Source organism: Tistlia consotensis USBA 355 (assembly GCF_900177295.1).
Lineage (GTDB): Bacteria > Pseudomonadota > Alphaproteobacteria > Kiloniellales > DSM-21159 > Tistlia > Tistlia consotensis.
The window spans coordinates 139,384-161,739 of sequence record NZ_FWZX01000005.1 but is presented as its reverse complement, the minus strand read 5'-3'; the positions used below and the strand labels follow the sequence as shown (position 1 = coordinate 161,739).

Genomic DNA, 22,356 nt, shown 5'->3' with positions numbered 1-22,356 from the left:
AAGGGTGCGATCGCACGTCGCAGCCAGGAGCCCGCCGATGGACCAGCCTCTCCAGTCGACCCTGCCGGTGATGGACCATCACTGGCTGCCCTTCACCAACAACCGGCTGTTCCGCCAGGAGCCGCAGGTCTTCGCCAAGGCCGAGGGCGTGCGCTACTGGACCCACGACGGCCGCGAGGTGCTGGACGGCTCGTCGGGGCTGTTCTGCTGCGCCGCCGGCCACGGCCGGCCGGAGATCGCCGACGCGGTGCACCGCCAGCTCATGACCCTGGACTACACGCCGCACTTCCAGCGCGCGGCGCCGATCTCCTTCGAGTTCGCGACGGCGCTGGCCGGGCTGCTGCCGGCGGGGCTCGACCGGGTGTTCTTCGGCGGCTCCGGCTCCGAGGCGGTCGACACGGCGCTCAAGCTCTGCCTCGCCTACCACCGGTCGCGCGGCGAGGGCCAGCGCAGCCGCTTCGTGTCGCGCCAGTGGGCCTACCACGGCGTCAACCTGGGCGGCACCTCGCTGGCCGGCATGGTCGCCAACCGCCGCGACTTCTCCGGCGTCACCTGCGCCGTCTCGCACATGCGCCACACCTGGAGCGAGGAGCAGCGCTACAGCCGCGGCCAGCCCGAGACCGGCCTGGACAAGGCCGAGGACCTGGAGGAGATCTGCAGGACCTACGGCGGCGACACCATCGCCGCGGTCTTCGTCGAGCCGGTCGCCGGCTCGATCGGCACCATCGTGCCGCCCAAGGGCTACCTGGAGCGGCTGCGCGCGATCTGCGACGCCCACGGCATCCTGCTGGTCTTCGACGAGGTGATCACCGGCTTCGGCCGGCTCGGCGCGCCCTTCGCCGGCCAGGAGTTCGGCGTCACCCCCGACGTCATGACCATGGCCAAGGCGCTGACCAACGGCACCATCCCGATGAGCGCCGTCGCCTGCAAGACCGGGATCCAGCAGACCATCATCGAGGCCGCCAGGGGCGACCGGCCGGAGTTCTTCCACGGCTACACCTACTCGGCCCACCCGGTCGCCTGCGCTGCCGGCCTGGCGGCGCTCTCGATCTATCGCGACGAGGGCCTGTTCGAGCGCGGCCAGGCGATGAGCGACCGCTTCCTCGACGGCGTCTTCGGCCTGCGCAACCTGGCCCAGGTCGCCGACCTGCGCGGCTACGGCATGATGGCCGGCATCCAGCTGCGTCCGGGCGCCGTGCCGGGCGAGAAGGGCAGCCGGGCGCAGCGTGCGCTGTTCGACGCCGGCCTGCACGTCAAGGCGACCGGCGATGCCCTGATCTTCGCCCCGGCCCTGGTCGTCGAGGAGGCCGACCTCGACCGCATGCTCGAGGTCCTGCAGAAGGTGTTGGGCCGGGCGGATCTCTAGCAGGCCGCCGACGCCAACCTGCGGCCGCCTCTAGGGGGCCGGCGGCGGGGCAGCGAGGGCGCCCAGCGCCCAGTCCCGGAAGGCCACGGCCGGATCCGACGGCCGTGACGAGAGCTGGCACTGGTAGACGAGGACCTGGTGCCGCGGCGGCGAGGCCAGCTCGACGAGGGCGCCTGTCGCCAGGGAGGCGGCAGCGAGCAGGCGCGGCGCGATGGTCGCGCCGATGCCGGCCTCGGCGAGCGTCAGTGCGGCGTGGAAACTGTCGGATACGAGCGGCTCACCGGCGGCGCCGCGCGGCGAGGCGCCTGCCTTGGCCCAGGCCTCGAACAGCGGGTCGAAGCCACTGACGGCCAGGGTGCGGACGCCGCCGGCGCCCCGGCCCAGCCGCTCGGCGACAGCGGGCGCCGCGACGGCGGTCATCTCGCCGCCGGGGATCGGGATGGCGCCGGTCGCTCCGCTCCTGTCCGGTCCGAGGAACAGCTCGACGTCGGGATCGATCCCGAGCGCGTCGGTGCGCCACAGCGCCGTGCGAACCTGCAGCGCGACCTCGGGGTGCGCCGCGCAGAAGGCGGGCAGCCTGGGCAGCAGGCAGCGGACGGCGAGGCTCGTGTTGCACAGGACGCGCAGCTCGCGCGCGTCACGCCGGACGAAACGCGCAAGGCTGCCGTCGATCCGCTCGAGGCCCTCCGCCACGGCACGATAAAGCTCCGCGCCGGCACCGGTCAGCGACACGCCGCGCGGCTCGCGCTGCAGCAGCTGAACGCCCAGTCGCGTCTCGAGCGCCTTCATCTGCTGGCTGACCGCCGCCTGGGTCAGTCCGACCTCCTGCGCCGCCAGGGTCAGGCTGCCGAGACGGGCGGCCGCCTCGAAGCTCCGCAACCAGGTCAGGGGGGTCGACATTCATAAATTTCCTTATGCTACGATCATATTTTTATTTGTTTGTTGGCCGGGGCGGCAAGGCTCAGCGTTCGCCTGTGCAGTTCCGGAGGATCCAGGTGACCCACGTCGACGCCCGCATCGAGCTTGCCGCCGCGCTGCGCTGGACGGCTCGGCTCGGCATGAGCGAAGGCATCGCCAACCACTACAGCCTGGCCGTCTCGGCGGACGGTCGGCAGTTCCTGATGAACCCCTACGGCCGCCATTGGTCGCGGATGCGCGCGAGCGACCTGCTGCTGCTCCGGTCGGATGCGGCGCCGGAGGGGCTCGGCGAGACGGTGGATCCCACGGCCTGGGCGATCCACGGTGCCCTGCACCGCGCCGTGCCCCAGGCGCGCTGCATCATGCACCTGCATTCCCGCTTCGCCACGGCGCTCGCCTGCCTGAAGGACCCGCGACTGCCGCCGGTCGACCAGAACTGCATGCGCTTCTTCAACCGGATGGCGGTCGACCTCGGGTTCGACGGCATGGGGCTCGGCGAAGAGGCGGAGCGTCTGGCCGGGGCGCTCGGCAACCGCTCGCTGCTGCTGATGGGGCAGCACGGCATCCTCGTCGTCGGCCCGACCGTCGCCCGCTGCCTCGACGACATCTACTACTTCGAGCGGGCGGCCGAGACCTACCTGACCGCGCTGGCGACCGGACAGCCGCTCAACGTCGCCTCGGACGCCGTCGCCGAGAAGACGGCACGGCAGTGGGAGGACTATCCCGGCTTCGCCGACAAGCACCTCGCCGCGGTCATCGCGGTGCTGCGCGAGGACGAGCCGGAGTTCGCCGGGTGACCGGCAAGCCGCGGAACCTCCTCGTGGTGATGTCGGACGAGCACCGGCGCGACGCGCTGGGCTGCATGGGCCATCCGCTCGTCCGGACGCCGGCGCTCGACCGGCTCGCGACCCGCGGCAGCCTCTTCACCAACGCCTATACGCCGTCGCCGATCTGCGTACCGGCGCGGGCGGCGCTGGCGACCGGCCGCCACATACACGACACCGGGCATTGGGACAGCGCCGCGCCCTATGCCGGCAGCCCGCGCAGCTGGATGCACGCCCTGCGAGACCGCGGCGTCGAGACCGTCTCCTTCGGCAAGCTCCACTTTCGCTCGTCCGGCGACGACAACGGCTTCTCGCGCGAGATCCTGCCGATGCACGTGGCCGGCGGGATCGGCTGGACTGTCGGGCTGCTGCGCGACGAACCGCCGCCCTTCGAGGCCGCCGCCGAGCTGGCCGCCGACGTCGGTCCCGGCGAGAGCAGCTACACGCGCTACGACCGGGCCGTCGCCGACGAGGCGGAACGCTGGCTGCGCGGCAGGATCCGCGGCCGCGAGCCCTGGGCGGCCTTCGTCTCCTTCGTGGCACCGCACTATCCCTTTCGGGCTCCCGGGCCGTTCCTGCGGCTCTACAGCCCAGAGGCCGTCGACCGCCCGGTCGCCGAGGGCGAGCGGCCGAGCCATCCCGAGCTCGCGCGCCTCGCGGCCTTCTGGGACTACGGCCGGCACTTCGATGCGCGGCGAGCCCGCGAGGCACGGGCCGCCTACTACGGGCTGGTCAGCTTCATGGACGACTGCGTGGGGCGCGTCCTGGCCGCGCTCGCGGCGAGCGGAGCGGACGAGGACACGCTCGTGCTCTATCTGTCCGACCACGGCGAGATGCTCGGCGACCATGGCTTCTGGACAAAGTCGGTGATGTACGAGGCCTCGGCCGGCGTGCCCCTGATCGCCGCCGGGCCGGGCGTGCCGAGCGGCCGCCGGGTCGCCACGGCTGCGAGCCTCCTCGATGTTGCGGCGACCGCCGCGCGGCTGTGCGGCGCCGACGACTTCGCGGCGGGGCTGCCCGGCGCGTCGCTGCTCGACCTGGCGCAGGCACCCGACGATCCCGAGCGGACGGCCTTCAGCGAGTACCACGACGGCGGCTCCTCGACCGGCGCCTTCCTGCTGCGCTGGGACCGCTGGAAGTACGTCCACTACGCCGGCCTGGCGCCGCAGCTCTTCGACCTCTCCGCCGATCCCGGCGAGCGCCTCGACCTCGCCGAAAGCACCCGCGGACGTCATCCGGCGCTGCGCGAGGGCGCGCGGCGGCTGCAGCGGATCTGCGATCCGGAGGCGGTCAGCGCGCGCGCCTTCGCCGACCAGCGGCGGCGCATCGGCGTCTTCGGCGGGCCGCTCGCCTGCCGGGCCAACGCCTTCAACCACACACCGGCGCCGGACGTCGCCGCCGCCGAGGTGCAAGCAACCGACCGACAGGGAGAAGCGACATGCTGAGAGCCAACCGACGCGGTTTCCTGCAGGGATCCGCCGCTCTCGCGCTCGGCGCCCTGGCCCCGTTCGGGGCCAGGGCCGAAGCGCGCCGCGGCGGCACGCTGCGCATCGGCACCAGCTTCGGCAGTACCTCGACGACGCTCGATCCGGTGAGCTTCACCGACGTCTACGCCTACACGCTCGGCTTCACGATGGGCAACTGCCTGGTCGAGCTGGACCACAACAAGAAGCCGGTCCCGGAGCTGGCCGAGAGCTGGGACAGCGCCGACGGCGCCAAGCGCTGGGTGTTCCGGATCCGCAAGGGCGTCGAGTTCCACAACGGCAAGACCTTGACCGCGGCGGACGTCGCCTGGTCGCTGAACCGGCACATCGCGCCGGGCTCCAAGTCCGCGGCCAGGGGCTTCCTGAAGGGCATCTCCGCGATCCGTGCCGACGGCGACACGCTGGTCGTCGAGCACGAGTCCGGCGATGCCGACATCCCGGTCGCGATGGCGCAGTTCCACCTGGTCATCGTCCCGGAAGGCTACGAGTTCGGCCGGGGCTTCGTCGGCACGGGCCCCTACGTGCTGGAGCGCTTCGACCCGGGTGTCGCCTTCTCGGCGACGCGAAACGCGAACTACTGGAAACCGGACCGTGCCTGGCTCGAGCGGGTCGAGATCCTCAATGTCCTCGACGCCACGGCACGAACGACGGCGCTGATGACCGGTGAGGTCCACGGCATCGACCGAGTCGAGCCGAAGGTCATCGACCTGCTGAAGGGCAGGGGCAGCTTCGAGATCCTGCAGAGCGTCGGGACGCGCTACCTGACCACGGTCATGGACGTGCGCAGCGCGCCGTTCGACGATCCCCATGTCCGGGCGGCGCTCAAGGCGGCGATCGACCGCGAGCGCATCCGCAAGACCGCGTTCCGGGGCTCCGGCCTCGTCGGCAACGACCATCCCGTGCCGCCCTCCGATCCCTTCTTCAACAGCGACCTGCCGCAGCGGAGCTACGACCCGGAAAAGGTGCGCTGGCACCTGCGGCAGGCCGGCCACGACAGGCTGCGCGTCGACCTGCACGCGGCCGACGCGGCCTATGCCGGCTCCGTCGACGCCGCCGTGCTGATGCAGGCGGCGGCGGAGGGCACGGGACTCGAGATCAACGTCGTGCGCGAGCCGAACGACGGCTACTGGTCGAGCGTCTGGATGAAGAAGCCCTACGTGATGTCGAACTGGGCCGTGCGGCCGACGCCGACCATGATGTTCTCGATCGCCTTCGCCTGCGGCGCGCCCTGGGCTGAGGCCTTCTGGTGCAACGAGCGCTTCACCAAGCTGCTCGCCGAAAGCCGCACCACGACGGACTTCGAGCGCCGCAAGGCGATGCTCTGGGAGCTGCAGGCGATCGTGCGCGACGACGGCGGCAACGGCATCTATCACTTCCCGGCGGAGACGGAGGCCTACGCGCCGGCGGTCAAGGGCCTCGAGCCCGATACCGTCGCGCCGCTGCAAGGCGCGAGGATCGCCGAGCGCGCGTGGATGGCGGACTGAGGCCGGCGCAGCGTGCCCCGCTGGAGGCCGGCCTGGAGCGCATGCTCGAGGTGCTGCAGCGGGTGCTGGGAAGGGCGAATCTCTGAGCCGTTCGCCACTCAATGGCTTCGTCCTGAGCCTGTCGAAGGGCGGAGCCATTCCGGCACGGTCCGGGCTCGTTTCGCCCGCGCTGCGCGCCGCACTTCGTGCCCTTCGACAGGCTCAGGGTGAAGCGAATTGGGAGATGGTGGTGAACTCCCGCTACCCCAGCACCTCGTCGAGCGCCTCGCGGAGCAGGGCCAGGCCCGGGGCGATCCTCTCCTCGGCGATCGCGGCGAAGCCCAGGCGGACGTAGTCGGAGGGCGGCGGGTCCTCGGCGAAGTGGATGTCGCCGGGCTCGATGAGCACGCCGCGCCGGGCCGCCGCGCGCTGCAGGTCCCAGGCGTCGGGCGCGCTGCCGTCCCTGCGCTTCGGCAGGCGCAGCCAGAGCGCCGAGCCGCCGGTCGTCTGGGCCAGGCGGCAGTCGGGCAGCAGGCGGTCGAGCTCGCGCAGCATCACCGACCACTTGCGCGACAGCCGGTCGCGGAGGCGCCGGATGTGCGCGTCGAAGTGGCCGCCGGCCAGGAACAGCGCCATGGCGCGCTGGTCGAGCGCCGAGGGGTGCCGGTACATCAGGCGGCGCAGCGCCCTCAGCTCGCGGACCAGCGCCGGCGGCGCCACGACGAAGCCGAGCCGCAGGCCCGGGAACAGCGACTTCGAGAGGCTGCCCAGGTAGGCGATGCGGCCCGAGGTGTCGAAGGACTTCACCGCGGCGTGCTGCGGGCCGACGAAGTTCAGCTCGTGCTCGTAGTCGTCCTCGATCAGCAGGGCGTCGCGGCCGCGCAGCCACTCGACGAGGCCGAGCCGGCGCTGCAGCGAAAGGGTGACGCTGGTCGGCGACTGGTGGCTGGCGGTCAGGTAGATCAGGTCGCAGCCCTCCAGGGCCTGGGAGAGCAGCAGGCCGTTGGCGTCGACCGGCAGGGGCCGCAGGGTCGCGCCGGTCGCCTCGGCGATGTTGCGCGCGTCGACGTAGCCCGGGTTCTCGACGCCGAACACCGTGCCGGGCCCGGACAGCAGCGTCGCCAGCAGGTAGAGCGCGTTCTGGGTGCCGACCGTGACCAGCAGCTGGTCGGGCTCGGCCCGCAGGCCCCGCTGGGGCAGGATGCGACTGACGATCTGGGCCAGCAGCAGCGGGTCGTCGGCGTCGATCAGGTCGCTGGCCCAGGCCGCGGCGTGCTGCGAGCTGCCGGCGAGGCGCACGCAGTCGCGCCAGCGGGCGATCGAGACGCGGTCCAGGCTGACCTGGCCGTAGATGAAGGGGTAGGGGTACTCGGCCCAGTTCGTCGGCTTGGCGATGTTGCGCTGCAGCGAAGGGCGCACGCGCAGCCGGGCGCTCCAGGGGTCGGCCTCGGCCGGCCCGCCGAACAGCGCGTCGGGACGGAAGCCGAGGCGCACGTTGAGCTGCTGGCGGACGTACTGCTCGTTGATGAAGTGGCCGCGCCGCGGCACCGGGGTCAGGTAGCCGTCGGCGGTCAGCCGCTCGTAGACCAGCGACACGGTATTGCGGGACATTCCGAGGATCCGCGCCAGTTCGCGCGTCGCCGGCAGCGGCTGGTGCGGCGGGTGGGCGCCGTCGAGCACGGCCTCGACCAGGCGCTCGTGGAGCTGCTCCTGCAGGGTGCGTCCGGCCACGAAGGGGCGGCCGAGGTATCGGTCCAGCACCGGGCCGGTCTCCCTGTCCCTGGCACCAAAGATTTCGCCCTCTGGATCTAAGCCAGTTTCGCGTGCGGCCCTAGGCTTTTTGCACTGCGTCATAAAGAGCGCTTCGGGAGAGCTTCATCATGTTCGAGAAGAAGGGGACCGTCGGGGCCGCCGTGAGCCCGGCGAATCGCAAGGATCGCGGCGTCACGCGCCGCCGGCTGCTGAAGGGCGCCGCCGCGGCGGGTGCCGTGCTGGCCGCACCGGCCATCGTGCGCCGCAGCGCGCTCGCCTCGTCGGGCGAGATCAACATCATCATGTGGTCGGACTACCTGCCGGAGTCCTTCGTCACGGCCTTCACCAAGAAGACCGGGATCAAGATGAACTTCACCGGCATCGGCTCCAACGAGGAGCTGCTGAACAAGCTGAAGGCGACCAAGGGCGCCGGCTTCGACATCTGCTCGCCGACCAACAACCGCTCGCTGCAGTGGCAGCCGCTCGACCTGCTGCAGCCCTACGACATGAAGCGGATCCCCATCGACAAGGTCAATCCCGCGATGGCCAAGATCGGCGAGACGGCCTGGAACTTCGGCGGCGTCTCCTGGATCCCGCACATCTGGGGCACCGAGGGCATGGCCTGGCGCACCGACCTCTTCACCCCGGCCGGCGAGTTCCCGAGCTACGGCGACGTCTGGGACGAGGCCAACGCCGGCAAGACCATGGGCCGCGGGCATTCGATGATGCTCGGCGCCGGCCTGTCGCTGGAGCGCAAGGGCGAGCTCGAGCCCGGCTCGATGTGGGCCGCCTATAGCGGCGAGGACAAGATGAAGGAGGTCTGGGGCAAGGTCACGGACTACTGCGTCAAGCGCAAGCCGAACATCAAGCTGCTGTGGAACGACGCCGACACCCAGAAGAACGGCCTGATGAACGAGGGCGTGATCGTCGGCCAGACCTGGGACGGCCCGCCGCTGGCCCTCAAGACCCAGGGCGAGCCGGTCATGTACCGCGCCCCGGTCGAGGGCGCGATGGCCTGGGTCGACGGCATGGCGCTGCCCAAGGGCGCGGCGAACATCGATCAGGTCTACGCCTTCATCGAGTGCTGCTACGATCCGGAGCTGGCCGGCACGGCGATCAAGACCCACGGCTACAACTCGCCGGTGCTCGGCGCCGACAAGTACGCCGGCGAGGTCTACGCCAAGAACTTCGCCGACGCCTATCCAGGCAACGCGCTGTCGAACCTCAACCCCTGGCCGGCCGAGCCGCAGTGCTACGCCGACCTGCGCACGGAGTTCGTCAACAAGTTCCTGAACGCCTAGAGCGCGATCCGATCAGGTCCCCGACCTGGTCTGTGAATCGCCCTCTAGGACGAGATGCCTGGAGGCTGATCCACCGATCACATCGATCGATGTGATCGGATCAGGCTCCAGGCGCTTCTTCCTCCTCCGGACTTGGGCCGGAGCCTCACCCGGCCGGCCGCGGCACAGCGGCCGGCCGGGGCTTTCTCCACCGGCACGGAAGAGCGCATGAGCAGGGACGTCACCCTTGAGCACGTGACGATCCGTTTCGGATCCCATACCGCGGTGGACGATGCCCACCTGACCATCCGCTCGGGCGAGTTCTTCTCGTTTCTCGGGCCCTCGGGCTGCGGCAAGACCACCCTGCTGCGCTGCGTCTCCGGCTTCCTGGAGCCGACCGAGGGCCGGGTGCTGATCGGCGGCGAGGACATGCGCGGCGTCGGCCCGAACCGGCGGCCGACCGCGCTGATCTTCCAGAACCTGGCGCTCTTCCCGCTGATGAGCGTCGCCGAGAACATCGCCTTCGCGCTGGAGGTGCGCGGCGTTGGGCGCCAGGCCCGGCGCAAGCGGGCCGTCGAGCTGCTGGAGCTGATCGCCCTGCCGCACGTCGGCGACAAGAAGGTCTACGAGCTCAGCGGCGGCCAGCGGCAGCGCGTCGCCATCGCCCGCGCGCTCGCCGCCGAGCCGCAGATCCTGCTGCTCGACGAGCCGCTCTCGGCGCTCGACCTCAAGCTGCGCCAGCACATGCGCAGCGAGCTGCGCGCGATCCAGCGGCGGGTCGGCCTGACCTTCATCTACATCACCCACGACCAGGGCGAGGCCCTGACCATGTCGGACCGGGTCGCGGTGATGAGCGAGGGCCGGATCGAGCAGGTCGACGAGCCGCTCGCCGTCTACGACCACCCGAAGACCAGCTTCGTCGCCTCCTTCGTCGGCGAGACCAACGTGCTGCCGGCGACCGTGACCGGGCGCGACGGCACCGACGTCACGCTCCAGACCGACGGCGGCCTGATCGTCCAGGGCTTCGCGGTCGGCCGGCGCCAGTACCGCGCCGGCGAGCGCTGCCAGGTCTTCGTGCGGCCCGAGCAGATCAAGGTGGCGCCGCCGGAGCCCGGCCCGAACCGCCTGGCCGCGCGCGTCCTCGCCGAGGAGTTCGAGGGCAACCTGCGTCACGTCTCCCTCGCCGTCGGGGGAAGCGTCGGCGGCAGCGGCGGCGCGCCGGCTGTCGGGGCGCTGGCTGTCGGGGGGCAGCCGCTGCGCATGTCCGTCGTCAACGACGGCAGCCTGCCGCCGCTGCAGCCCGACGCGGCGCTGACCGTGACCTTCGACCCGTCGGTCGCATCGGTGCTGCCCGAGGGGCCGCTGGCGCGGGCCTGAGCGGCATGAGCCCCAACGGCATCAGAGTGGCCTTCTCGCGCTTCTTCCATCGCTGGGGGCCGGGCGTCGGGATCTTCGTCACCGGCTCCGTCGCGCTGTGGATCGTGCTGCTGATCGTGCTGCCGCAGCTGGCGATGTTCGACGCCTCGTTCCGCTTCAACCTGCCGCCGGCCGAGATCGGCGGGCCGCGGGACCTGCACACCCTGTCGAACTACGCGGCGCTGCTGCTCGACGGGCGGGGCGGCATCAACTGGCTCGACCTGGGCGTGCTCGGCCGCACGATCCTGGCCGCGGTCTTCGTGACGATCCTCGACCTCCTGCTCTGCTATCCGATCGCCTTCGTGCTGGCCCACGGCACCAGCGGCGGCAGGGCGCGGCTGATGGTGCTCGGGCTGATCGTGCCCTTCTGGGTCAACGAGATCCTGCGTGCCTTCGCCTTCCGGATCATCTTCGGCTCCTCGGGCGTGCTCAACGCCGTCGGCCTGGGCCTCGGCCTCTGGGCGGCGCCGGTCGACTTCATCCGCCAGGACGTCGCGCTCTACGCCGGCCTGACCTACACCTACCTGCTGCTGATGATCTTCCCGATCTACAACGCCGTCGAGGCGCTGGACCGCAACCAGATCGAGGCGGCGCGCGACCTGGGCTCGCCCTGGTGGCGGGTGCACTGGCGCATCGTCATCCCCGTGGCCAAGCCGGGCATCGCCTCGGGCGCGACCATGGTCTTCATGCTGACCGCCGGCGCCCTGGCGGCGCCGCAGATCCTCGGCGGCCCCTCGAGCCTCTGGTTCACCCAGCTGATCTACCAGTGGTTCAACGAGGGCGGCAACTGGCCGCGCGGCTCGGCCTATGCCGTGGTCCTGCTGCTCGCCTGCATCCTGGTGACCCTGCTGGCGATGCGCGTCTTCAAGGTCCGCATCGGCGAGATCGGCCGATGAGCGCGCGCGGCAACGTCCTGGCGGCCCGCGGCTCGGTCTGGCGGCCGGTGGTCGCCCGCATCTCCTGGCAGCGCCTGCTGCTGCTGCTCTTCGTGGCGGCCTTCTTCGCCTATCTCTTCGGGCCGCTGATCATCATGACGGTGACGGCCTTCAACTCGGCCGACTACCCGCGGGTCACGCCCTGGGACTGCTTCACGACCCAGTGGTTCGGCCGCTTCGGCCGCGATTCCCTGCTGCTCGCCGGGCTCGCCAACTCCTTCTTCATCGGCCTCGGCGTGGTGCTGTTGTCGCTGCCGATCGGCCTCGCCGCGGCGATCGCGCTGAGCGAGGTCGGCGAGCGGGCGCGCTCGCTGCTCTACACCGTCTTCATCGTGCCGATCCTGCTGCCCGGCATCGTCATCGGCATCGCCACGCTGCTGTTCTGGGGCCGCATCGCCGGCAGCTTCGGGCTCGGCCACGACACGCTGCTCTACAACGGCATCTTCCTGACCATCCTCGGCCAGGTCTGCTTCATCTCCTCCTACTCGATGCTGATCTTCCTGGCGCGCATCCAGCGCTTCGACCCGACCCAGACCGAGGCCGCGCTCGACCTCGGCGCGACGCCGGGCCAGGCCTTCCGCAAGGTGCTGCTGCCCTTCCTGAAGCCGGCGATCGGCTCCGCCGCGGTGCTGGCCTTCCTGGCCTCGGTCGAGAACTACAACACGACGGTCTTCACCATCGTCTCGGAGAGCACCTTCACCACGGTGCTCGCCTCCAAGGTGCGCTTCGGCATCGACCCGACGATCTCGGCGATCGCCGTCATCATCATCACCACGACCCTGGTCGCCGCGATCATCCAGGAGGCGCGCCAGCGCCGGCTCGCCGCCAGGCGCCGCGAGGCCCTGGCGGGGGTGGCGGCCGGGGCGGGAGCGGCGGCGGTGATGGCCGGCCCGACCGGCCGGCTGCTGAGCCATCCGGCGAGCGTCGCGGTGCTGCTGCTGGCCGTCGTCGGCGGCCTAGTCTGGGCCGGCAGCCGCTACGATTCCAGCGCCTGCCAGGACGCCCTGCTGCAGCAGAAGCTGCAGCGCCAGCAGGAGCTGCTCGAGCAGCAGCGCCAGCGCATGCAGCAGCAGGCCCCGGCCCAGCCGGCGCCGGTCCCGTCGGGCGCCGCGCCGAAGCCGGCCTCGCCCTTCGGCGGTGTCTTCGCCCCGAACAACCTCGGGCTCTCGGCGCCGGGCGGGGCGGTGCCCGCGCCGGCCCCGCCGGGCGCCGCGCCGAAGCCGGCCTCGCCCTTCGGCAACGCCTTCGCCCCGGACAACCTCGGCCTCTCGGCGCCGGGCGGGGCCACGGCCCCGAAGATCGAGCCGGGCGCGCCCGCCGCGCCGGCCGATCCGGCACCGGCGACGCAGTAGGCGAGGGGGACCGCGCCGCTCGGCTCCGTTGACACCTGCTCCGCCGCCCGCCTATGTCGGGGGCACCGCGCAGGCCGCCCGACCGGGCGTCGCCGCGCCGCCACCCCGCGGGCCGGACGACGGAATGACCCCCCAAGGATGACTCCCGAAGGATGACCATCGACTGGATCGGCGTCGACTGGGGCACCAGCAACCTCAGGGCCTGGGCCTTCGACGGGACCGGCCGGCCGCTCGGCCCGGCGCGCGGCGGTCCCGGCATGGGCGGCCTGGCCGGACAGGGGGCCGAGGCCTTCGAGACGGCGCTGGTCGCGGCGCTCGGCGACTGGCTGGACGGCGTCGCCGAGGGGGTCCGGCTGCCGGTGCTGGTCTGCGGCATGGCGGGGGCCCGCCAGGGCTGGCAGGAGGCGCCCTACCTCGACCTGCCGCTGCCGCTCGACTGGCTCGGCGCCGGCGCCCTCGAGGTCGGCACCCGCGATCCGCGGATCGCCGTCGCCATCGTGCCGGGCCTGGCCCAGCGCGATCCCGCCGCGCCCGACGTGCTGCGCGGCGAGGAGACCCAGATCCTCGGCTTCCTGGCCGGCCGCGGCGCGGGTGCGGGCCAGGGCGCGGGAATGGGCGCGGGAATGGGCGACTGGGCGCTCTGCCTGCCCGGCACCCACTCGAAGTGGGTCAGCGTGTCGCGCGGCATCCTGCGGTCCTTCCGCACCTACATGACCGGGGAGCTGTTCGGCCTGCTGGCCGGCCAGTCGATCCTGCGCCACAGCGTCGGCGGGGCCGGGGCTACGGACCCGGAGGCCTTCGCGGTGGGGGTGCGCGAGGCCCTGGCGGCGCCCGCCGAGGTGCCGGCCCGGCTGTTCGGCCTGCGCGCCCGGCACCTGCTGTTCGGCGAGGCCGGCGCCGCCGCGCGCTCGCGCCTCTCCGGCCTGCTGATCGGCCAGGAGCTGGCCTCGGCGGCGACCTGGCCCGGCGGCCCGGCGCCGAGCGCCGGCGTCGCAGTGATCGGCGACGACAGCCTCGCCGCACTCTATGTCGAGGCGCTGGGGATCGCGGGCTGCACGCCCGAGACGGTGAGCGGCGGGACGGCGGTGATCGCCGGCCTGGCGGCGCTTCGCCGCGGCAGAACGGAAGAGGGACCGAAATGCGCGAACTGATGGCGATCCTGCGCGGGCTGACGCCCGAGGAGGCGCCGGCGGTCGGCGAGGCCCTGGTCGAGGCCGGGATCCAGCGGCTCGAGGTGCCGCTCAACTCGCCGCGGCCCTTCGAGTCGATCGCCCTGCTGGCCGAGCGCCTGGGCGGGCGCGCGGAGGTCGGCGCCGGCACGGTGCTGACCCCCGGCGAGGTGCGCAAGGTCAGGGCGGCACGCGGCCGCTTCGTGGTCTCGCCGAACACCGACCGGGTGATCATCGAGGCGACGCGCGACGCCGGCCTCGACTCCTATCCCGGCGCCTTCACGGCGACCGAGTGCCTGGTCGCGGCTGCGGCCGGGGCGACGGCGCTCAAGCTGTTCCCGGCCTTCCTGCTCGGCCCTGCCGGCGTCGCCGCCCTGAAAGCAGTCATGCCGCCCGCGCTGGCGCTCTATGCTGTCGGCGGCATCGACGCGCCCGACCTGTCGGCCTACCGTCGGGCCGGGTGCATCGGCTTCGGCCTCGGCTCGAACCTCTACAAGCTGGGCCGGGCGGCCGGCGAGGTCGGCGCGGCCGCGCGCCGGCTGGTCGAAGCCTACGACGCCCTGAACGAGAAGAAGCCCGAGGGAAGAGACCGATGACGGAAGCAAGCAAGAAGCGGCTGCGTTCCCAGGAGTGGTTCGACAATCCGGACAACCCGGGCATGACGGCGCTCTACCTGGAGCGCTACCTGAACTACGGCCTGACCCGCGAGGAGCTGCAGTCGGGCAAGCCGATCATCGGCATCGCCCAGACCGGCTCGGATCTCGCGCCCTGCAACCGCCACCACCTGGAGCTGGCCAAGCGGGTGCGCGACGGCATCGCCGCGGCCGGCGGCATCGCGATGGAGTTCCCGGTCCATCCGATCCAGGAGACCGGCAAGCGGCCGACCGCCGCGCTCGACCGCAACCTCGCCTACCTGGGCCTGGTCGAGGTGCTCTACGGCTATCCGATCGACGGCGTCGTGCTGACCACCGGCTGCGACAAGACCACGCCGGCCCAGCTGATGGGCGCGGCGACCGTCGACCTGCCGGCCATCGTGCTGTCCGGCGGCCCGATGCTCGACGGCCACCACAAGGGTGAGCTGGCCGGCTCGGGGACCGTCGTCTGGGATTCCCGCAAGCTGCTGGCGGCCGGCGAGATCGACTACGAGGAGTTCATCAAGCGGGTCGCCGCCTCGGCGCCCTCGGTCGGCCACTGCAACACCATGGGCACGGCGCTCTCGATGAACTCGCTGGCCGAGGGCCTGGGCATGTCGCTGCCCGGCTGCGCGGCGATCCCGGGGCCCTACCGCGAGCGCGCGCAGATGGCCTGGGCGACCGGCAAGCGCATCGTCGAGATGGTGCGCGAGGACCTCAGGCCCTCGCAGGTCATGACCAAGGCCGCCTTCGAGAACGCCATCGTGCTCTGCTCGGCGCTCGGCGCCTCGACCAACGCGCCGCCGCACCTGATCGCCATCGCCCGCCACATGGGCGTCGAGCTGACCATGGAGGACTGGCAGAGGGTCGGCTTCGACGTGCCGCTGATCGTCGACTGCCAGCCGACCGGCCGCTTCCTCGGCGAGCGCTTCCACCGGGCCGGCGGCGTGCCGGCGGTGATGGCCGAGCTGATCGAGGCCGGCCTGATCCGCGAGCAGGCGATGACCGTCAGCGGCCGCACGATCGGCGAGGAGATGCGCGGCCAGTTCACCTTCGACCGCGAGGTCATCCGCACGGTCAAGGAGCCGCTGAAGCAGAGCGCCGGCCTGCTGGTCATGGGCGGCAACCTCTTCGACGCCGCGGTCATGAAGACCTCGGCGATCGGCCCCGACTTCCGCCGCCGCTACCTGGAGAACCCGGAGCATCCCGGCATGTTCGAGGGCACGGCGATCGTCTTCGAGGGGCCCGAGGACTACCACCACCGGATCGACGACCCGGACCTGCCGATCGACGAGAACGCGATCCTGTTCATCCGCAACTGCGGGCCAGTCGGCTATCCGGGCTCGGCGGAGGTCGTGAACATGCAGCCGCCGGCGCGGCTCATCAAGCGGGGCATCACCGAGCTGCCGACGATCGGCGACGGCCGCCAGTCCGGGACCTCGGCCAGCCCCTCGATCCTCAACGCCGCGCCCGAGGCGGCGGTCGGCGGCGGCCTGGCGCTGCTCGCGACCGGCGACCGGGTGCGCGTCGACCTCAAGAACCGGCGCGTCGACATGCTGGTCGAGGAGGCGGAGATCGAGCGCCGGCGGGCGGCCTGGACGCCCTCCTACCCGGAGCACCAGACGCCCTGGCAGGAGATCTACCGCTCGATGGTCGGCCAGCTCGACGGCGGCGGCTGCCTGGAGCCGGCGACGCTCTACCTGCGCATCGCCGAGACCAAGGGCCTGCCGCGCGACAACCACTGAGCGGCGCGGCCGCCGTCCGGTCCGGCCGGGCCGCTCAGCCCGCCGCCGTCGCGGCGTAGGCCGAGGCGGCCTGGGCGAAGGCCATCGGCGGCTGCAGGGCCGCGGCGAGGTCCTGCGTCGACAGGCTGTCGCTGCCGCCGGAGAGCGCGCTCCACAGGTCCTGGGCCTGCTGGTCCGTCACCGCCTCGGGCTTGCCGGCCAGGAACTCCGCCTCGCTGACCACCCCGTCGCCGTTGGTGTCGAGCGGCGAGACCGACGTGCTGGTGTCGTCGCTGTCGTCGGACGGCGGCGGGCCGCCGGCGCCGCCCGGTCCCCCCGGGCCGCCGGCCGCCGGCCCGGACGGCGCAGCGGAGGCGAAGTCCGCCTCGTCGATGCTGTCGCTGCCGCCCGAGAGGTCGTTCCACAAGGCTTCGGCCTGGGTGTCGCTGACGTCGTCGGGCTTGCCGGCCAGGAACTCCTCCCTGGTCAGGCTGCCGTCGCCGTCGCTGTCGAGCGTCGCGAAGAGGTCGCTCGCGGCGCCGCCCTGCTGCGCACTCTCCTGGGCCTGCAGCATCGTGGTCTGCATGGCGCCGGACAGCTGCTGGAAGGCGGAGGCGAGGTCCGAGGCGGAAAGCTCGCCCGAGCCCTCGCTGTCCAGGGCGCTGTAGAGCGCCGAAGCCTGGTCCGAGCTGACGCCGTCCGGCCGGCCGGCGACGAACTCCTCCTGGCTGATCGTGCCGCTGGAATCGCTGTCCAGCCGGCTGAACTGCTGGGTCATCAGGGCCGAAGCCGCGGACCCGTAGCTGCCGATGCCGCCTAGCATCTCCTGTCTCCTCGGCAAGTTGATGCGAGCCCGCGAAAAGGGGCTTCAGGAGACATTCACGCGCCAGGCCGGAAAAGCTGGCGCGCGCCGGCGACGATTCGGAGAAGTCCGGGGGCCCGCGGTCGCGGCCGGGCGCTATCCGGCCGTCTCGTCGGAGCCCGTGCCGGCCGCCTCGGCCTTGCCGAGATAGATCCGGTCGAACTCGGCGGGCTTGACGCCGTCGAGCCTGGTCAGCGGCTCGGCGACCGCGGGCCCGGCGACATAGCTGAAGCCGGCGCAGGTCGCCGCCAGCACGAGGCTGCTGGTCTCGATGCCGGTGGCATAGCACTTCAGCCTGGCGGCCTCGCTGACCTTGGCGACGTAGTCGAACAGCCTGATCAGCTCCTTCTCCTCGGCGCCGAGCTGCCCGGCATCGAGCCCGACCGCCGCGACACCGGACAGGGCGATCAGCTCCAGGTCGTGGGCGAGGTGCGGAAAGGTCTGCTCGGTCAGGGTCAGCATCACCGAGATCGACCGGCCGAAGGGGCGCAGCTGCTCGACGAATCCGCGCAGCTGGCTCTGGAACGCCTGGCGTGGCAGGCCGAGCAGCTGCCACAGCACGAAGCTGCGGTCCTCGGCGCGGATGTTGCGACAGAGATCGAGGTAGCGCCGGCGGCTGCCGATCCGCGCGAGGGTGCCGTAGTGGATCGAGATCGCGACGATCGCCGGGCTGTGCGCCTTGATCGCGGCTTCGAGATCGCGCCGGCCGTGCAGCAGGACGAGCCGGTCCACGGCCTCCTCGATCTCCTCGTCGAAGACGGCATCCCGATCGCTCGCCAGCGCGCCCGAACTGGTCACCAGCTGTGCCTCGGGCGCGTAGACGGCGACCTTCCTGCTCGGCGCGTGCCAGTAGGGCCGGTAGAGGACCCGGAGATCCGCCTGCTCGAGCGCCGGCTCGCTCTCCGTCGGCAGTGTGGCGGCGGCCTGCTCGTGCGTCTCGAGCTCGGTCTCCGCCTGGTGCTTGATCTGGCGGAGCGTCTTCAGCGAGTGGTGAGCGACGCGGATCAGGCCGGGATTGAGCTTGATATCCGGCCGGTCCGGGCCGCCCGCCGCGGCGAGGTCGTCGAGCCGGCGCACCATCTTGCCCTCGAGCGCGCGCAGGTGGCCGAGGATCTCGTGCAGGCGGTTGGCGACGAGCTGCGGCTGCACCCGCTGCTCGCCGGAGGTCCGGAGCATCTTCAGCTGCTCGTCCAGGCCGGCCAGCAGCATGGCGACCGCCGCCTCGTCGAGCGCCGAATCCTGGCGGCTTTCGGGCCGGTGGTCGTCGGCCGGCAGCGGCTGGGCGTCGTCGAAGGAGGCGAGCAGCGACTCGGTGCTGTCGAGCAGCCGGGTGGCGAGGCGGCCGTCGGCCTCCGTGACCACCGACCGGACGGCGAGAGCCCGGAGCTCCTCGGCCTCCTTGCCGCCGAACAGCTTCGCCAGGGCCGCCTCCGCGAGCAGCGCGATCTTCAGCTTGGCCTCGGCTTCGCTGCAGTCGCCGAACACGATGACGTAGCCGTTCTCGCCGCTGTGCGAGAAGAAGTCGTGCCGGCCGAGCCGGCCCTGCAGCTCGGTCTCGATGGTCCTGCGCACCCGGTCGCGGGCGTTCGGCCAGCGGTCGCCTAGTCGCGCCTTGATCGGCTCCAGGTTGAGCAGATGCACGCGTCCCCCGGGGACCGGTCCGGTCTCGGCGTGGCGGGTGAGGAGCTGTTCCAGCCGGGGATCGAGCCTGGCGCCGCCGGCGGGTGCCGCAGCCTCCGCCGCGGCGCGCGGCGCGGCTGCCGGCGCGGCCGGGTGCGCGGCCGGGTGCGCGGTCGGCCGGGGCGCCTCCTCCGAGACTTCCAGGAACGAAAGCAACTGCCGCCATGCCCTTCTGACACCGGTCGGTCCGGGCGGCTGAACTGGCATCATGGCTCCTTCGCCGAACGGTGGCGGCCTTGCGTTTCCGGGTGGGTCGGCGGTCTGCCGGCGCGGCTGGGCCGCCCTCCGGGCGACCGGTGACGCGGCAGCGGCCTGCGGCCTTTCGCCCGCGTTCCGACCCGCTCGTCCCGGACTCCGAATCGGAACTCTCCGGTCGAAAGCGCACTGTCGTCGACGCCAGTTAAGGTGGAGTGAATCCTGCCCGTCTGCGGTGCGTCTTCCCGGTCTGGTGCCTCCTCACGTTGCAGGTCGAGCCGCTCTTCCCGGACCGCCCGGCAGCGGCCGTCTCGCGTCCGGCGCCCCGGCGTCGACGGTCGCCGCCAGGGGAATATTCGCGAGGGAATACTCCGCCAATCCCTTCGATGTTTCAGCCGTTTCGCGCGAATTCTTGGATCTTCCGGCCATTTCAGCGTTTCTTAACGGCGGCCGTGGCTATCTGGAGCCTCGACCGCGGCCGACCCGGACCCAGCGACCGTCCGGCTCCGCGAGCCGACCCGTCGAGGGGGGCGGTGGAGCAGCCAGGAGCGCCCAGGCAGTGCACGACCTGATCCAGCCCGACCGATCCGACACGGCGCGCATCGACCTCGCCGTTCTCGACGCGCTGCCGGCCGGCATCGCCGTCCTGTCGGCCGGCGGCGACATCGTCTGCGTGAACGAGGCCTGGCGCAGCCGCATCGGGGGAGCGGGCCGGGCCGGCCTCTACGAGGGTCCGGGCGCGAGCTACCTGTCGATCTGTGACGCCGCAGCGGCGGGCGGCGACCAGGTGCTGACGGCGATCGCCGCCGGCCTGCGCGCCGTGCTGGCCGGCGCGGCCCCGGAGTTTCGGCTCGAGTATCCCGATCACCTCGGCGAGGAGCAGCGCTGGTTCCTCTGCACGGCGCGGCCGCTGCGGCAGGGCGGCCTCGTCATCGAGCACCTGCCGATCTCCGACCTCAAGCAGATGGAGCAGCGGGTCCAGCGGGAGCGGCAGGTCGCCGCATCGGCCCACGAGGCGCTCTGCGAGGCCGTCGAGACGATGTCGGAAGGCTTCGCGCTCTACGACGCCGACGACCGGCTGCTGTTCTGCAACGAGCACTACGACGCGTTCTACCGGCCGGTGTCGCAGCTGGTCCGCTCCGGAACGGCCTTCCGAGACCTCACGCGGGCGGCTGCCGAAGCGGGCCTGTTTCCGGACGCGATCGGCCGCGAGGACCAGTGGGTCGACGACACGATCCGCTGCCTGACCGCGGCCAATGGCGAGATGGAGCTCCGCTTGGCCGGCAATCGCTGGATCCGCATGAGGACCCGCCGCACGGTCAAGGAATCCCTGGTCTGCATCGTCACCGACATCTCCGAGCTCAAGCGGCGGGAGGCGAGCCTGCAAGCCAGCGAGGCGCGCTTCCGGCATTTCGCCGAGGCCGGCTCCGAGCGCTTCTGGGAGATGGACGAGGAACTGCGCTTCTCCTACTACAGCGTGCCGAAAGGCGACGACTCCGGCGTGCTGGGCGACCGCCTGCTCGGTCGGACGCTGTGGGAGGTGGTCACGGCCGAAGGCACCGCCAACGAGTACTGGCGCCGGCACTGCGACGAGCTCGAGGCGCACCTTCCGTTCCGCGACTTTCGCTTTTCCAAGTCGATGCCGTCCGGCCAGATCAGCCACTACCGCACCGGCGGCGTGCCGGTCTTCGACGACGACGGACGGTTTGGCGGCTACCGGGGGGTCATGGCCGATGAGACCGAGGAGGTCGAGGCGCGGCTCCGGGCCGAGCGCGCGGAGGCCCTGCTGCGCGCCGCGGTCGAGAGCGTGCCCTACGGCTTCGTGATCCACGATCGGGACGATCGCCTGGTGCTCTGCAACTCCAAGTACCAGGAGCTCTACCGCCTGTCGGACGAGGCGATCCGAACCGGCGTCTCCTTCGAGACCGCGGTGCGCGAGGGTCTGGCCGAGGGGCGTTACCTCGAGGCGCTCGGCCGCGAGGAGGAGTGGCTGGCCGAGCGCCTCGAGAAGCATCGCCATCCGACCGGCGCCTGGGAGCAGCGCCAGGGCAGCGCCTGGATCCTGGTCGAGGAGACGCCGCTTCCCGACGGCGGCACGGTTGGCATGCGCACCGACATCACCGAGGTCAAGCGCAACGCCGAGCGCGCGATCCAGTCGGAGCGCCTGCAGGCCCTGGGTACGCTGGCCGGCGGCATCGCCCACGATTTCAACAACCTGCTGGCCGCCATGATCGGCTACACCGAACTGCTGGCCGACGAGCCCGACCTCGGCGAGGAGGCCCGGGACTGCGTGGAGCAGGTGCTCTCCGCCGGGCAGAAGGCGAAGGACCTGGTCAAGCAGATCCTGCGCTTCAGCCGCTTCACCGACGACGGCGCGGCCGAGCTCTGCTGCCTCGCGACGGTCGCCGGGGAGGTCGTCTCGATGCTGCGTCCGACGATCCACCCGGACATCCGTCTCGAGGTCGACGTCCGGAGCCGCTGCGCGGACGTCCTGGCGATTCCCGCCCATCTCAGCCAGATCGTGATGAACCTGACGGTCAACGCCGTCCAGGCGATCGGCCGGCGCAAGGGGCGGGTCGAGGTCCGGGTCGACGAGGTCGAGGTAGACGAGGTCTTCGCCGCCGCTCATCCGCCGCTCGCCGGCGGCCCCTGCGTCCGCCTGGTCGTGCGCGACGACGGTCCGGGCATGGACGAGGCCCTGCTCAAGCGCATCTTCGAGCCCTTCTTCACGACCAAGCAGGTCGGCGAGGGCACCGGCATGGGCTTGTCCGTGGTGCACGGCATCGTCGGCAAGTACGACGGCATGGTCACGGCCTACAGCGAGCCCGGCGTCGGCAGCGAGTTCCACGTCTACCTGCCGCGCGCCACCGACGCGGCGGGCGAGCGCCGGGCCGTCGCCTCGACGGCTGCCGCGACGGCGGGCGGCGCCGGCAATGCGCTGCTGGTCGACGACGATCCGGCGGTGCGCGGGGCGACCGCCGGGCTGCTGAGCCGGCTCGGCTACTGCATCGTCGAGTTCTCCGACGCCGCCAGCGCGCTGGAGGGCTTCCGCGAGCATCCCGACGACTTCGCCCTGGTCGTGACCGACCAGGTGATGCCCGGCATGAGCGGCCAGGAGCTGGCCATGGCGATCCGCGAGACCCGCCCGGCGCTGCCGTTGCTGCTGTGCACCGGCTACGGTCACGGTCTCGACGAGACCAGGCTCGCGGAACTGGGCCACACGGCTCTGCTCGTGAAGCCCTTTACGCTGCGGGAGCTCGGTGCGACGCTCGACGGCCTCGTCGGCGCGGCACGCTCTTGTTGA

The 22,356-nt window shown here is 71.8% G+C and carries 16 protein-coding genes; 12 read left to right on the top strand and 4 right to left on the bottom strand.

The window, feature by feature from the left end:
• The first annotated feature begins 37 nt into the window (after nucleotides 1–37).
• Nucleotides 38–1,366, top strand: coding sequence for an omega-aminotransferase AptA (gene aptA, locus B9O00_RS09110; RefSeq protein ID WP_085122160.1), 1,329 nt, complete (start codon nucleotides 38–40; stop codon nucleotides 1,364–1,366).
• 30 nt (nucleotides 1,367–1,396) lie between these two features.
• Here aptA and B9O00_RS09105 read toward each other — a convergent pair whose 3' ends face one another.
• Complete coding sequence (locus B9O00_RS09105; RefSeq protein ID WP_085122159.1) at nucleotides 1,397–2,266, bottom strand: LysR family transcriptional regulator; 870 nt, start codon at nucleotides 2,264–2,266, stop codon at nucleotides 1,397–1,399.
• A 95-nt stretch (nucleotides 2,267–2,361) separates the two neighbouring features.
• Between B9O00_RS09105 and B9O00_RS09100 the strand changes: the two genes are divergently transcribed.
• The 3 genes from B9O00_RS09100 to B9O00_RS09090 are packed head-to-tail and all read left to right on the top strand — an operon-like array spanning nucleotide 2,362 to nucleotide 6,076.
• The gene (locus B9O00_RS09100) at nucleotides 2,362–3,081 is read left to right on the top strand and encodes a class II aldolase and adducin N-terminal domain-containing protein (protein WP_235017078.1); all 720 of its coding nucleotides are present in this window, start codon (nucleotides 2,362–2,364) and stop codon (nucleotides 3,079–3,081) included.
• Entirely contained in the window at nucleotides 3,078–4,553 is a 1,476-nt protein-coding gene (locus B9O00_RS09095; RefSeq protein WP_085122157.1) for a sulfatase family protein, read from the top strand. Before B9O00_RS09100 ends, B9O00_RS09095 begins: the two co-directional genes overlap by 4 nt.
• Nucleotides 4,547–6,076, top strand: a complete 1,530-nt coding sequence (locus B9O00_RS09090) for an ABC transporter substrate-binding protein (protein ID WP_085122156.1) — start codon at nucleotides 4,547–4,549, stop codon at nucleotides 6,074–6,076. Before B9O00_RS09095 ends, B9O00_RS09090 begins: the two co-directional genes overlap by 7 nt.
• A 240-nt stretch (nucleotides 6,077–6,316) precedes the next feature.
• Here the strand turns inward: B9O00_RS09090 and B9O00_RS09085 are convergent, their stop codons facing one another.
• On the bottom strand, nucleotides 6,317–7,816 hold the full coding sequence (locus tag B9O00_RS09085) for an aminotransferase-like domain-containing protein (RefSeq protein WP_085122155.1): 1,500 nt from the start codon (nucleotides 7,814–7,816) through the stop codon (nucleotides 6,317–6,319).
• 119 nt (nucleotides 7,817–7,935) lie between these two features.
• On the opposite strand from B9O00_RS09085, the gene B9O00_RS09080 reads away from it, so the two are divergent.
• The 7 genes from B9O00_RS09080 to B9O00_RS09050 all read left to right on the top strand — a co-directional run bounded on the left by B9O00_RS09080 (nucleotide 7,936) and on the right by B9O00_RS09050 (nucleotide 16,336).
• Nucleotides 7,936–9,108, top strand: a complete 1,173-nt coding sequence (locus B9O00_RS09080; protein ID WP_085122154.1) for an extracellular solute-binding protein — start codon at nucleotides 7,936–7,938, stop codon at nucleotides 9,106–9,108.
• Between the two features lie 207 nt (nucleotides 9,109–9,315).
• Entirely contained in the window at nucleotides 9,316–10,464 is a 1,149-nt protein-coding gene (locus tag B9O00_RS09075; RefSeq protein WP_085122153.1) for an ABC transporter ATP-binding protein, read from the top strand.
• Between the two features lie 5 nt (nucleotides 10,465–10,469).
• On the top strand, nucleotides 10,470–11,399 hold the full coding sequence (locus tag B9O00_RS09070; protein ID WP_085122152.1) for an ABC transporter permease: 930 nt from the start codon (nucleotides 10,470–10,472) through the stop codon (nucleotides 11,397–11,399).
• Nucleotides 11,396–12,790 (top strand): ABC transporter permease, encoded by a 1,395-nt coding sequence (locus tag B9O00_RS34005; RefSeq protein WP_085122151.1) that lies wholly within the window; start codon nucleotides 11,396–11,398, stop codon nucleotides 12,788–12,790. The genes B9O00_RS09070 and B9O00_RS34005 overlap by 4 nt, the downstream gene beginning before the upstream one ends.
• Before the next feature lie 152 nt (nucleotides 12,791–12,942).
• Nucleotides 12,943–13,941, top strand: a complete 999-nt coding sequence (locus B9O00_RS09060) for a 2-dehydro-3-deoxygalactonokinase (RefSeq protein WP_085122150.1) — start codon at nucleotides 12,943–12,945, stop codon at nucleotides 13,939–13,941.
• Entirely contained in the window at nucleotides 13,929–14,555 is a 627-nt protein-coding gene (locus B9O00_RS09055) for a 2-dehydro-3-deoxy-6-phosphogalactonate aldolase (protein WP_085122149.1), read from the top strand. Before B9O00_RS09060 ends, B9O00_RS09055 begins: the two co-directional genes overlap by 13 nt.
• Complete coding sequence (locus tag B9O00_RS09050) at nucleotides 14,552–16,336, top strand: IlvD/Edd family dehydratase (RefSeq protein ID WP_085122148.1); 1,785 nt, start codon at nucleotides 14,552–14,554, stop codon at nucleotides 16,334–16,336. Before B9O00_RS09055 ends, B9O00_RS09050 begins: the two co-directional genes overlap by 4 nt.
• 34 nt (nucleotides 16,337–16,370) lie before the next feature.
• Here the strand turns inward: B9O00_RS09050 and B9O00_RS09045 are convergent, their stop codons facing one another.
• Nucleotides 16,371–17,138, bottom strand: coding sequence for an EF-hand domain-containing protein (locus B9O00_RS09045; RefSeq protein WP_085122147.1), 768 nt, complete (start codon nucleotides 17,136–17,138; stop codon nucleotides 16,371–16,373).
• Nucleotides 17,139–17,273: 135 nt separating this feature from the next.
• A complete protein-coding gene (locus B9O00_RS09040) occupies nucleotides 17,274–19,013 on the bottom strand; it encodes a hypothetical protein (RefSeq protein ID WP_085122146.1) in 1,740 nt (579 codons plus the stop codon).
• A 598-nt stretch (nucleotides 19,014–19,611) separates the two neighbouring features.
• On the opposite strand from B9O00_RS09040, the gene B9O00_RS09035 reads away from it, so the two are divergent.
• Nucleotides 19,612–22,356 (top strand): PAS-domain containing protein, encoded by a 2,745-nt coding sequence (locus B9O00_RS09035; protein WP_159460153.1) that lies wholly within the window; start codon nucleotides 19,612–19,614, stop codon nucleotides 22,354–22,356.

Coding starts and splice junctions, on each gene's coding strand:
- aptA (WP_085122160.1), top strand. CDS start 38: ATGGACCAGCCTCTCCAGTCGACCCTGCCGGTGATGGACCATCACTGG.
- B9O00_RS09105 (WP_085122159.1), bottom strand. CDS start 2,266: ATGTCGACCCCCCTGACCTGGTTGCGGAGCTTCGAGGCGGCCGCCCGT.
- B9O00_RS09090 (WP_085122156.1), top strand. CDS start 4,547: ATGCTGAGAGCCAACCGACGCGGTTTCCTGCAGGGATCCGCCGCTCTC.
- B9O00_RS09080 (WP_085122154.1), top strand. CDS start 7,936: ATGTTCGAGAAGAAGGGGACCGTCGGGGCCGCCGTGAGCCCGGCGAAT.
- B9O00_RS09075 (WP_085122153.1), top strand. CDS start 9,316: ATGAGCAGGGACGTCACCCTTGAGCACGTGACGATCCGTTTCGGATCC.
- B9O00_RS09070 (WP_085122152.1), top strand. CDS start 10,470: ATGAGCCCCAACGGCATCAGAGTGGCCTTCTCGCGCTTCTTCCATCGC.
- B9O00_RS34005 (WP_085122151.1), top strand. CDS start 11,396: ATGAGCGCGCGCGGCAACGTCCTGGCGGCCCGCGGCTCGGTCTGGCGG.
- B9O00_RS09060 (WP_085122150.1), top strand. CDS start 12,943: ATGACCATCGACTGGATCGGCGTCGACTGGGGCACCAGCAACCTCAGG.
- B9O00_RS09055 (WP_085122149.1), top strand. CDS start 13,929: ATGCGCGAACTGATGGCGATCCTGCGCGGGCTGACGCCCGAGGAGGCG.
- B9O00_RS09050 (WP_085122148.1), top strand. CDS start 14,552: ATGACGGAAGCAAGCAAGAAGCGGCTGCGTTCCCAGGAGTGGTTCGAC.
- B9O00_RS09045 (WP_085122147.1), bottom strand. CDS start 17,138: ATGCTAGGCGGCATCGGCAGCTACGGGTCCGCGGCTTCGGCCCTGATG.